This window comes from Pedobacter sp. SAFR-022, from assembly GCF_051965375.1.
In the GTDB taxonomy this organism is placed as follows: Bacteria; Bacteroidota; Bacteroidia; order Sphingobacteriales; family Sphingobacteriaceae; genus Pedobacter.
This window is the reverse complement of the sequence record NZ_JBQCME010000009.1, coordinates 74,436-86,812: the sequence shown is the minus strand read 5'-3', so window position 1 is coordinate 86,812 and position 12,377 is coordinate 74,436. Positions and strand designations below refer to the sequence as shown.

The 12,377-nt window shown below is 44.1% G+C and carries 11 protein-coding genes; all 11 read left to right on the top strand.

Features of this window, described 5'->3' with window-relative positions:
- Positions 1 to 237, top strand: a 237-nt coding sequence (locus ACTHQF_RS16755) for a hypothetical protein (RefSeq protein ID WP_440432030.1), incomplete at its 5' end; no start/stop codon positions are given.
- 1,110 nt (positions 238 to 1,347) lie between these two features.
- Positions 1,348 to 2,277, top strand: coding sequence for an outer membrane protein assembly factor BamD (locus tag ACTHQF_RS16750; RefSeq protein WP_440432028.1), 930 nt, complete (start codon positions 1,348 to 1,350; stop codon positions 2,275 to 2,277).
- Complete coding sequence (locus ACTHQF_RS16745) at positions 2,277 to 2,612, top strand: DNA-directed RNA polymerase subunit omega (protein WP_440432026.1); 336 nt, start codon at positions 2,277 to 2,279, stop codon at positions 2,610 to 2,612. Before ACTHQF_RS16750 ends, ACTHQF_RS16745 begins: the two co-directional genes overlap by 1 nt.
- A 31-nt stretch (positions 2,613 to 2,643) precedes the next feature.
- A complete protein-coding gene (gene coaBC, locus ACTHQF_RS16740; RefSeq protein ID WP_440432024.1) occupies positions 2,644 to 3,837 on the top strand; it encodes a bifunctional phosphopantothenoylcysteine decarboxylase/phosphopantothenate--cysteine ligase CoaBC in 1,194 nt (397 codons plus the stop codon).
- 1 nt (position 3,838) lies between these two features.
- A complete protein-coding gene (locus tag ACTHQF_RS16735; protein ID WP_440432022.1) occupies positions 3,839 to 4,729 on the top strand; it encodes a DUF4835 family protein in 891 nt (296 codons plus the stop codon).
- Between the two features lie 165 nt (positions 4,730 to 4,894).
- Entirely contained in the window at positions 4,895 to 5,278 is a 384-nt protein-coding gene (locus tag ACTHQF_RS16730) for a BlaI/MecI/CopY family transcriptional regulator (protein ID WP_440432020.1), read from the top strand.
- A gap of 4 nt (positions 5,279 to 5,282) precedes the next feature.
- The gene (locus tag ACTHQF_RS16725; RefSeq protein WP_440432018.1) at positions 5,283 to 7,085 is read left to right on the top strand and encodes a M56 family metallopeptidase; all 1,803 of its coding nucleotides are present in this window, start codon (positions 5,283 to 5,285) and stop codon (positions 7,083 to 7,085) included.
- 121 nt (positions 7,086 to 7,206) lie between these two features.
- The gene (recN, locus tag ACTHQF_RS16720; RefSeq protein ID WP_440432016.1) at positions 7,207 to 8,868 is read left to right on the top strand and encodes a DNA repair protein RecN; all 1,662 of its coding nucleotides are present in this window, start codon (positions 7,207 to 7,209) and stop codon (positions 8,866 to 8,868) included.
- A 78-nt stretch (positions 8,869 to 8,946) separates the two neighbouring features.
- Entirely contained in the window at positions 8,947 to 9,771 is an 825-nt protein-coding gene (locus tag ACTHQF_RS16715) for an enoyl-ACP reductase FabI (RefSeq protein WP_440432014.1), read from the top strand.
- Between the two features lie 103 nt (positions 9,772 to 9,874).
- Positions 9,875 to 11,104, top strand: coding sequence for a carboxypeptidase-like regulatory domain-containing protein (locus ACTHQF_RS16710; RefSeq protein ID WP_440432012.1), 1,230 nt, complete (start codon positions 9,875 to 9,877; stop codon positions 11,102 to 11,104).
- Between the two features lie 55 nt (positions 11,105 to 11,159).
- The gene (locus ACTHQF_RS16705) at positions 11,160 to 12,233 is read left to right on the top strand and encodes a PA0069 family radical SAM protein (protein WP_440432011.1); all 1,074 of its coding nucleotides are present in this window, start codon (positions 11,160 to 11,162) and stop codon (positions 12,231 to 12,233) included.
- Positions 12,234 to 12,377: the final 144 nt, after the last annotated feature.

Sequence of the window (12,377 nt, the reverse complement as noted above, 5' to 3'; positions counted from 1 at the left end):
TGGGACTGCAAAGGTAGTAATGATTTTGATATTGTCAAGAATTTATTTCTAAATCTTTTTCTTTTTGTTTGTTCCGGTTTAGGGAACTCGTTTGCCGTTTCCGGTAAACGCAAAAAGAGACATTATCTTACTCCTTTTCAGCCTTTCAAATCTTTCTTCTTTATCCTTTTCACTGTTTCCCTTCCTCCGAAGCGGAGTGCAAATGTAGAGGAAAATTTCCGGGCTGCAAAACAATAGGTAGAAATATCCTGTTTAAACCTGCTAAGATGCTGTGAGACAAGGCAAATTATTTGCACAGCTTTTCACAATGCTTCGTGTCGCTTGTACAATAAGGTAAAGCGGCGGGTTAAAACTTGTATTTCAAAGTGGTTTCAGCCTCAAATTTCAGTTTCAGGCCTGGTCAATCCAACACATTGCTGCTGTTTTAAGTTAATTTAACATCACTCACCTTAACATCAGCCTGTCTTCAACCCGGTCTACTTTTCGATAAAATGCACCAAGCTCAGTACTGCCTTTAATAATTCAGCAACATCCCAATTCCAAAGCCTGGTACCCATGAACTTTCCTTTTGGGCCTATGCTACAATTAGCTCGGCCTTCCAACTACAAAACAACATCAAATAATTCGAATCGCCACCCCGCCCATGTTTAGATATAAATACAGTCATTGCTATATATAATAGGATACACTCCGGGACAGCAGGATTTCAGCATAGCTATATAGCGTGCTCTGCTAAGCAGAATCACAAATCCATCATTACGGAGCATACACACTTATACTATATAGGTCCTAAATAAAACTCCGCTTGAGCGGTGAGCATTTGAGGAGCTGTTAAGAACTCCAATTGACACAACATTCACTCACCGTCCAGCTAAAGAAAAATCAACAGGTGTATAGTGCCAGCCGCAATACAGCGTCCGCTTGTATAGCCAATTTGGAATTAATTCAAAAAATCACCGCAGCCTTCTGGAACAGTCAGGCCCCAAAATGCCGCATCAAATCCTCTAGAACCAGCACGCCGCAGCTTCGGATCAAACGCAGACCTCAGCCACACCTGACCCACACCTCGCCCACATCAAACGCACACCGTAGGTGTGTCTGCTCTGTGTTTGCTGTGCATCAGGCATGAAGCTGAACAGGGTATGCACCGGGACCGTTAAACACGAATGTTTAACCAGTGAGCATCCAGACCTCAGCCACGTCAAATACATCAGCACAGCCGTGCATGCTGCCCTTCTTTTTTTGTGTTAAAAAATGTTAATGACTTGAAAGGATGAATGCCTTTCGATAGCTTAGCGGACTATTATTTTTAATTGACGTTGTCGTATTATTACTTATCTTTGCAGAATGTTTAAAATTAAACACTTAACTTTTTTACTACTAACAATCTTGACTTTATCTATTGCCGGATGTAAAAGTCAGTTTGAAAAAATCCGCCTTAGCAATGACGTTGCTAAGAAATATCAAGAGGCTGTTAGACTTTATAATAACAAGAACTATTCAAAAGCATTAATTTTATTCGAAGACCTGACGCAGAAGTACCGGGGACGGGCTGAAGCGGAGGACTTAAACTACTATTACGCATATACCCTATATCGTTTAGGCGATTACACTACTGCCCGCTTTCAGTTTAAAAGCTTTGCCGATATCTATCCAACAAGTAAAAATGCAGAGGAATGCCGCTATATGTATGCGTATTGCTTCTACCTGGAGTCGCCGGCTTCTACCTTAGATCAGGAGAACACGTATAAAGCAATTGACGCGATGCAGCTGTTCATCAACCTATATCCTAAAAGTGAACGTGTTGCACAGGCTACACAGTACATCAACGATCTAAGGGGCAAATTGGAAGATAAGGCTTACGCCAATGCTAAATTATATTATGACCTTGGCGGTTACGACATCAGCAATTATAAAGCTGCCGTAGTAGCACTGCAAACGGCTCAGGTAGAATTCCCGGACATTAAGTATGCAGAAGAAATGGACCTGTTGACCGTTAAGTCACAGTACCTGTATGCAAAGAACAGTTTTGAAACCCGCCAGGAAGAGCGCTATACTGAAGCAATCCAGTTTGCAGATGAGTTTGTACAATCGCATCCGGAAAGCAAATACCTGAAAGAAGTAAACGATTTAAAAGCCGACAGCGAAGCTGGCATTGAAAATGCGAAGCGTGTGCTGGCAGAAGTTGCAAAACAAACTGAGAAGTATAAAGAAACGCTTGAAAAAGAAGCGAAAAGAGATAGTACTAGAAACACGATTAAAACCCCAACAACATAATGAATACGAACAAACCCGCTGTACCAAATACAACCGTTACCAGAAATGTTAATGATTTAGATCAGAAGACCGAGAATATCTATGAGTCTTTAGTGATCATCGCGAAGAGGGCAAATCAGATCTCTAACAACATCAAAGAAGAGCTACACGGTAAACTGGCAGAATTTGCGTCTTCAAATGATAACCTGGAGGAGATATTTGAAAACAGAGAACAAATCGAGATCAGCAAGCACTATGAGCGTATGCCGAAGCCTTCATTGATCGCTATTGATGAGTTCCTTAATGGTAAGGTTTACCACAGAAACCCAGCAAAAGAAGAAAATACCAAGGCATAGTTAACCATTGCATCTCCAATTGCAATAAAGCATGCTTAAAAATAAAAATATTATCCTTGGCGTTTGCGGCAGCATCGCAGCGTATAAATCGGCCTCCCTGGTCAGATTGCTCGTAAAAGCCGGTGCAAACGTCAAGGTTATTCTCACTGCAAATGCGGCAGCTTTCATTACGCCGCTTACCCTTGCTACCCTCTCTAAAAATCCAGTTTATACCAAATATTACGAGGAAGAAACCGGCGTATGGAGCAACCATGTGGAGCTTGCATTATGGGCCGATTACATTCTAATCGCACCTGCCAGTGCCAATACGCTTTCCAAAATGGCCAACGGCGTTTGTGACAACCTGCTTTCAGCAGTGTACCTTTCCGCAAAATGCCAGGTGCTCTTTGCGCCTGCAATGGATCTGGACATGTGGAAGCATGAAAGTACACAGGAAAATATCCGTAAGCTACTGGCCTTTGGAAACCTGATGATCGCACCGGGAAGTGGAGAACTTGCCAGCGGATTAGTGGGCGAAGGTCGCCTGGCAGAACCGGAAGAAATCATGGATTTTCTAAACGCTCAGATCACCCAGGGTATGCCTCTGCTTGGCAGAAAGGTGCTGGTTACTGCCGGCCCCACCTATGAAGCGATCGATCCTGTCCGCTTTATTGGAAATCACTCCTCCGGGAAAATGGGCTTTGCAATAGCGCATGCCTTTGAAAACCTCGGCGCGGACGTTACGCTGATCAGCGGCCCAAGTGCAGAGCAGTCCAGTGCAGGCATCAAGCGCATCAATGTGCGCAGTGCCGCGGAAATGCACCAGGCTTGTATGGAACATTTCAAAGCGGCATCCATCACAGTCATGAGCGCAGCTGTAGCAGATTATACGCCAGAGATCGTTGCAAAGGAAAAGATTAAAAAACAGGATCAGACACTTACCATAACGCTAAAAAAGACCGCAGACATCCTGGCCGAACTGGGCAGTCAAAAAACTGCGGATCAGATCCTGGTGGGCTTCGCTTTAGAAACTACCAATGAAGAGGAACATGCAAAGCAAAAACTGCAGCGTAAAAACCTTGATTTCATCGTCCTGAACTCGCTGAACGATTCCGGTGCAGGTTTTGGTGTCGACACCAACAAAATCACCATCATCAATAAAGCCTTGGAGAAGAAGACCTATGAGGTAAAGTCCAAAGCTGCTGTAGCAGCCGACATCTGCCAGGAAATTATTAGCTTGCTCTGATATGAAACGTATCCTGTTGCTTATCCTTCTGTGTTGCCTGCTCAAGCAAACGTACGCACAAGAGTTGAATGCCAGGGTACAACTGCTCGCCCCGACTGTTTCCAATCTCAATCCGGCAACGTTGCAAATGCTGCAAGAGACCATGCGCAACTTTCTGAACAATAATAAATGGAGCGCAGACACCTACCTGCCACAAGAACGCATTACCTGTAATTTCGTGATTACCGTTAGAGCCTGGGACGGTAATGCCGGTTACCAGGCAGAAGCACAGATACAATCCTCCCGGCCTGTATTTGGCAGTACCTACAACAGTACGCTGCTAAATTTAAGCGACAAGGACTTCAATTTTACCTACACAGAAGGGCAACCGCTGGACTTTTCGGATCAGCTGTTTATCAATAATCTAAGTTCCATGCTGGCTTTTTATGCTTATACCATTATAGGCCTCGATAAGGACAGCTTTGCCAGACAAGGGGGAACACCACTTTTTACTAAGGCACAGCAGGTGATGAATGTTGCGCAGAGCTCTGGTAATGCCGGCTGGAAAGCTGCCGATGGTTTAAGGAACCGCTACTGGCTTAATGAAAACCTATTGAACAGCAACTACCTGCAACTGCGGGATTTCATTTACAGCTATCATATTGAAGGTCTCGACCGATTGGCGCAGGACCAGCATACTGCATCGCGCAATCTTTTTAAAAGCCTCACAGACCTTAGTGGATTAGACAAGCAACGACTTGGCGCCTACTTTCCGAATATCTTCTTTTCGGGTAAAGCGGAAGAGTTCGGTAACATCTTCTCAGGACTCAATGCTGCCCAAAAACGCAGTGCTTTGGATCTGCTCTCGGGTATTGATCCAGCAAATGCAGGCAGATACGAGGCGCTAAAGTAAAGCCAGCACAGGCTCACTCGGTGCTACCCCCGAGGTAACATAGCTAACGAGCTTCCAGGTAATCCCCTAGATCACAATTCCTCATTTCTAAATATTTTCAAAAATAATTTGCATTGTACGAATACATTCGTAGTTTTATATACGAAACAATTCGTAGTATAAAAGATGGCAACAGCGATAGAGATAAAACCGACGGAAAGTGAATTAGAGATTCTACAAATTTTATGGGCAAAAAAGAGCTGCACCGTGCGGGACGTGCACGAGGTCTTGGCACAAAACAAAGATGCCGGCTATACAACCACCTTGAAGCTGATGCAGATCATGCATGAAAAAGGGCTTGTCGCCCGCGACACCAGCTCAAAGACCCACGTTTACAAAGCCCTGGTAAACCAGCAACGGACACAGCAACACCTGGTTACCCGGATGATTGACAACGTTTTCAATGGGTCTGCAAGCCGGATGGTGATGCAGGCCTTAGGAAACCACAAAGCGAGCAAGGAGGAGCTGGATGCAATTAAACAATATCTAGACGATTTAAGTAAGAAATAAAATCATGGAAACATTTTTTAACACAATCATCAGTGCATTTGGATGGAGTATGTTTCATTCCCTATGGCAAGGCGCAGTAATATATGGGCTGTTGTTTTTGATCCTCATGGCTGTCCCCCGAATAACGGCGCGGCTGAAGCATAATCTAGCCTTTGGCGCGATAGCCCTGATGTTTGCGAGTTTCCTGTTAACTTTTGTTTCCATTTTAAAAGGGCCGAGCGGGGCATTAACCTTAACGCTTAACCAACAGGTTTCCCTGGCAGCAGAATTGGCCGCAGCTCCAGAAACTGCCGGGTTTGTGCCTGTTGCGGAGCACTACTTTCCCTACCTGGTTGCACTTTATGGCTTGGGTGTAATCGTGCAAATCATAATTCTTTGGTACAGCTACCAAAAGCTTGAACTGGTTAAACATGCTGCGCATGATTGTGTTCCGCCCTTGTGGCAGGAAAAGTTCCAGGCTGTGCTGTTAAAACTGAATATTGCAAAGCCTGTACTATTTAAGCTATCTGACAAGGTCAATGTGCCGCTGGTTATCGGCTTTTTTAAACCCATCATCTTATTTCCGGTAAGCATGGCGACACAGCTTGATCTGCAACAGGTAGAAGCTATCCTGATTCATGAATTGTCTCATGTGCGTCGCAATGATTTTCTGCTCAACCTGATTAAAACTGCTATAGAAACGGTGTTATTCTTCAATCCTTTTGTATGGCTCAGCAGCAGGTTTATCCGCATAGAACGCGAACATGATTGCGATGATCTCGTGGTGAAGTTTACCGGCACACCCCTGACCTATGCACATGCCTTGTTGAAAATAGAAATTTTAAAGGAAAAAGATACCCCGGCTTTATCACTTGCCGCAAGTGGCAACAGCCAGCATTTGTACCATAGAATTAAAAGAATCACCGATATGAAGACGACGTACATGAGCGCGAAGCAACGCATCTTTGCGATTTCCCTTACCTTGGGAACGATTATTTCACTGGCATGGGTAAGTCCGGCTAAAGACAAGGAAACTGTAAAAACCGCAGCTGCCGACGTGGTCAGACATTTTACGCTGGATAATGTACAGGCAATGCCTAAAATAGACCTGCCGATAGACACCCCACCACAAAAGAAGAAAAAGGTTAAGATCATCACAGTAGATGAAAAAGGCAATAAAAAGGAATACAATGCGGTTAGCGAGCTTCCGGATAGTCTCCGCATTGAGGAGCCAGCCCATGTTTACAGGTTCAAATCTGATGGTTACCCAATGGATTCCACAACGGTGATCTCCTTGAGAAGAAATGCAGAGTCGATACGCAAACATTTTGATTCACCTGAGGAAAAAGCCAAATGGGAGAAACTGGCCCTCGAAATGCAGAAAAAGGGCGAAGCCTTCGCCAAGCGCTTTAATTCACCGGAAGAGCGGGCTAAATGGGAGAAGCTTGGCTTGGAGATGCAGAAGCGAGGTGAAGTTTTCACCAGGCAGTTTAGTTCACCAGAAGAGCAAGAAAAACGCAAGGCACTTACAGAGAAGATGAAAAAGCATGCCGAGGAAATGCGTTTAAAAATGAACAGTCCTGAACATCGTGAAGAGATGAAGAAGTTGAACGAGGAGATGCGTGAAAGCTCTAAGGAGCTTCAGAGAATGATGATCAGCCCCGAGATAGAAAATCAACTTAAAAACTTGAATCTGAACTTCAAGTTTGACACGGATGCAAATGAATCTATCGCACTTCGCAACTCTGAAGAATACAAGAAATTGAAAAAGGAATTTGAAGAAAAGGTGGAGAAACTGAAAAAGAAACAGGAAAAAAGAAAGTCCTGATTGTTGACCAGCTGAATGGTCAAAGAACGATTATCGAAAAAGGCAGATCTTTATCTGCCTTTTTTTGTTGTAAAGAAAATAAACATGCGAGGCTAAGTTTTCATTAATTTAGCGATGAAATATGCTACAAAAACTTTCTATACGTAATTACGCATTAATTGATAGTGTTGAACTTGAGCTGGAGAAAGGTTTGAACATTGTAACCGGGGAAACCGGTGCTGGTAAGTCCATTATGCTGGGCGCTTTGTCGCTGATATTAGGTCAGCGGGCAGAAACCAGGTATTTTTTCAATCAGGAAAAGAAATGTGTGATTGAAGGGACGTTTAAACTGAACGAGAACTCACAACATCTTTTTCTTGAACATGACCTGGATTACCAGGAAGAAAGCATCCTGAGACGTGAGATCTCCATTGATGGCAAATCAAGGGCGTTCATTAACGATACCCCGGTAACGCTTTCGGTGATGAAACAGGTGGGCGAAAAGCTGATTGACATTCACTCGCAACATGCTACCCAGGAAGTTAGTGATGCGGCTTTCCAGCTGTCCATCGTGGATACGCTGGCCAACCATATGCCACTGCTTACCGATTATCGCCATAAGTATCATGCATATCGTAAGCTCAGCAAACAACTGGTGGCCATGCAGACTGCTGCAGATGAAGCCAGAAGTAAACAGGACTATGAGCAGTTCTTGTTCAATGAACTTGAGGCGGCTAACCTGAAAGCTGAAGAACAGGAACAGTTGGAAGCCGAACTTGAACTCCTGAATAATGCGGAGAGCATTAAACGTAGTCTGGTAAACAGCTACGCAATGCTGAGCGAGCAGGAAATTGCTGTGCTACCAATGCTGAAGGAAGTGGTTAGTCAGCTGAACAGCATTGAAAAGTATAATCCGGAATACGAAGCGCAGAACGAACGACTTAAATCTGCCCTGATCGAATTGAAGGATATCTCTGAAGAGTTGATGGCTTTGGACGAATCTGTGGTTTTCAGTGTGGCAAGGGTTGAAGAGATTAACACCCGTCTGGATGTGATCTATGCTTTGCAACAGAAACACCGGGTGAAAACGGTTGAAGCGCTGATCCAGATCCGCGAGGATTTAAGCAACAGCCTAAACAAGATGCTGAGTGGCGATGAGGAGATCGAAAAACTGCAGAAGGATCTGGAGATACGACGTGCCGAATTGGAGAAAAAAGCGGATAAGCTTTCTCAGAACCGGAGCAAGTCTATTAAGAACTCTGAAAAGCAGGTCGATGAAATCCTGATGCAGGTGGGCATGCCAAATGCTAAGATCCATCTGGAGCAAACTGTTCTGGAGGACTTAGGTAAAGACGGCAAGGATCAGATCACCTTGTTATTCTCAGCAAATGCTGGTCAGGCTCCTGCACCGGTAGGCAAAATTGCTTCAGGTGGAGAGTTATCGAGGTTAATGCTTGCCATTAAGTCCATCATGGCGAAACACACCGCATTGCCGACCTTGATCTTCGATGAAATTGACACAGGTATTTCCGGAGAAACGGCTTTGCGTGTCGGGGACGTAATTGGACATCTGGAGAAAAACATGCAGGTGCTTTGCATTACACACCTCCCCCAAATCGCTTCAAAAGGCCAGGCCCATTACTTTGTATACAAACATGAGGCTAAAGATAAGACCACTACCGGGATCCGCCGATTGTCGGCAACGGAGCGGGTTGATGCTATCGCTGAGATGCTTAGCGGGAAAAACCCGGGAAGCTCTGCCTTGGAAAATGCGAAAGACCTGCTGGGCTATAAAAATGAATAAGCCAGATACTGAAAAGAAAATTTTGCTAACTTCGGGTTTGTTAAGTTAGGCCTTAACAACAACATTAAAAGTAGAAATATGTACAACTTATTAAAAGGTAAACGCGGAATCATTACCGGTGCATTAGATGCAAATTCTATCGCATGGAAGGTTGCTGAAAAAGCACATGAAGAGGGCGCAACATTTGTGTTAACCAATGCCCCTATTGCTATGCGCATGGGTGAGATCAACACTTTGGCTGAAAAAACTGGCTCACAAATCGTTCCTGCTGATGCAACCAATGTTGATGAATTGACCAACTTGTTTACTCAATCTCAAGAAATATTAGGTGGTAAAATAGATTTCGTATTGCACTCGATCGGTATGAGTGTTAATATCCGTAAAAAAATCCCTTACACAGAATCTAACTACGACTACTTCATGAAAGGTATCGACGTTTCTGCGATGTCTTTCCATAAAATGCTTGCTGTAGCGAAAAAACTGGATGCAATTGCTGAAGGTGGTAGCGTTGTAGCCCTAACTTATATGGCTGCTCAGCGTACCTATCCTTTCTATACAGACATGGCTGATATTAAAGCAATGCTGGAATCTATCGCAAGAAGCTTCGGATACCACTATGGCGTAGAAAAGAAGGTAAGGATTAATACCGTTTCTCAATCTCCAACCAAAACCACTGCTGGTACAGGTATCAAAGGTTTCGGTGACTTCTACGATTTTGCTAATTCAATTGCTCCTCTTGGCAATGCAGATGCAGAATCTTGTGCAGACTACTGCGTAACCTTATTCTCGGATCTAACCAGGATGGTTACCATGCAGAACTTGTTCCATGATGGTGGTTATTCATCTACGGGTGTAAGTGATGATGTAATGAAGCGTTTAGGTATCGGTAACGAAGGCGAATAAGCTGTCAGTCACAAAGGTATCTGCCCTTAAATAATATGTTAAAAGTCCCCTATGGGGACTTTTTTATTTGCATATATAACTAATATATTAGTTATTTGAGGACATGATTAAACACCTCCTACTCTGCTGTTCATTCCTCTTGATGAGCATCGCTTTACATGCACAGAACCTGTCCATCACAGGCGTAATTAGGGACAAGAAAGGCGTTGAACTACCTGGTGCCGGTGTTTATCTGAGCAATTATAAAAATGCCACATCAACAGATGCTGAAGGAAGATTTACCTTGAGTAATCTGAAGCCCGGCAACTATGATGTGCTGGTGCAGATGATGGGCTTCCTGCCCTATACCAAAAATGTTGTACTCTCCGATAAGTCTGTGAGCATTCAGATTGTGTTGCAGGAGAATAGCATTCAACTGAACGAAGTGGTTATTCGTACAGACCCCAACCGGGAGAAATATTTACAGGTATTTAAAGAGTTCTTCATTGGTAGGACACCTAACTCGGAAAAGTGCAAAATTCTGAATCCTGGAGTACTGCGGGTAGATTATGATAAGGATCGCCGGATATTGACGGTAAAGTCGGATGATTTTCTGATCATCGAGAATAAAGCCTTAGGTTATCAGCTGCGCTATATGCTGCAATTCTTCGAGTATAATTACAACACACGGATTGTTTATTACAGCGGCCTTCCAAATTACCAGGAGTTAAAAGGTAGTAAGGCGGCCAAGAAGCGCTGGATCAACAAAAGGGAAACTGCATACTATGGCTCCACACAGCACTTTTTCAAATCCCTATATGCTGGCAAGAGCAAGGAACAAGGTTATTTATTGCATAAGCTAATTAAGATTCCAAATACGCAACGTCCTCTAGACAGCATTATCAACAAACACATCAGACGACTTACACAAAATGGCAATGCGGTGATTCGTCTAGGCTCGGCGGTGAATGATTCACTTAAATACTGGATGAAAGTCCGGGAGATGCCTAAGGAGATCAGTACCCTGAACAGACAGGAAATTCTGCTGGATACTTTGGTGCAGCAGCAATATCGCGACTTGCAGTCTATGCGCTTCAAAGACCAGCTCTACGTGGTTTACACCAAAGAGCGGGAAACCCCGGCATACAGCAATATGTCTGGGCATTCCGTTAGCCGTCCCTTGGATATTCCGAACTACCAGATTTCCATTGTGAACATGCTTCAATCGCCGGTTCATTTCTACGAAAATGGAGGAATTTATGAACCTAAATCGTTATTGTACGAAGGATATTGGGCTTATGAAAAAATAGCGGATATGGTTCCAATGGATTATATTCCACAACCTGTAAAATAATTAAGGTCTACAAGTTACCCTGGTGTATTACTAATTTTTTTAGTAAATTCGCACTATGGAATTGAACGCAGAGAATCCATCTGGTTATTTTAAGGGCCGCGGTGCTCAGGTGAACCCACATAATCATTTCTTGAAGAACGATTACGTGAAAGAACATGTTGAAGGCATAGATGATTGGGAGGAAAAGGACAGCAAAACCACTTTCATTTTCGGCGATGCAAAGTCGGTGGTGAACAAGGTTGACAGCCCAGACGTTGGGATGGCCTACTCTCTTAACCCCTACCAGGGCTGCGAGCACGGCTGCACCTACTGTTATGCCCGAAACAGCCATGAGTATTGGGGCTTCAGTGCAGGGCTGGAGTTTGAGCGCAAGATCATTGTCAAAAAGGAGGCTCCGCAGCTTTTCCGTAAGTTCCTGGAGAAGAAAGGCTGGAATGCCGGGATCATCTCACTATCTGGAAATACTGACTGCTACCAGCCCGCAGAGCGAAAATTCAAGCTTACCAGGCAGTTGCTTCAGATTGCGCTCGAATATAAGCAGCCAATCGGTATGATCACCAAGAATTCACTTGTACTACGTGACCTGGATATCCTCAAAGAAATGGCGCAGGAGAAGCTCTGCATGGTTTATGTATCCATTAACAGCTTGAATGAAGACCTGCGCCTGAAGATGGAGCCGAGGACTGCAACGGCTGCGCAACGCCTTAAAGTAGTAGAACAGCTGAGTAAGGCTGGCATTCCGGTGGGTGTAATGGTAGCCCCGCTTATCCCGGGCTTAAGTGACCATGAAGTGCCTGCGATATTGAAAGCGATTGCAGAACGTGGGGCCACTAACGCCGGGTATACTGTAGTTCGGTTAAATGGAGCTATCGGGGGAATCTTCAAAGATTGGCTGGAAAAGAATTACCCTGATCGTTTTGACAAGGTCTGGCACATGATTCAATCATGTCATGGTGGTAAGGTGAACGACAGCCGTTTCGGAGAACGCATGCGTGGAAACGGAAATATTGCTCAACTCATCAGTGACACCTTCAAGCTACATTGCAGACTTAACAAACTAAACTTAAATCCCGTTGAGCTCGACTCTAGCAAGTTCCGCGTGCCGAAGGCACAACTGAATCTATTCTGAGGTAACTGTTGGTTTCTGATGTTTTCTAGCATGTAAATAGAAAGTATGATGCCAGTGTAAATAGAACGTATCAAGCCAAAGTAGCGCTAAATCTTACAGCAAAAAAAATCCCGTTGATCGCTGATCAACGGGATTTTCATTTAT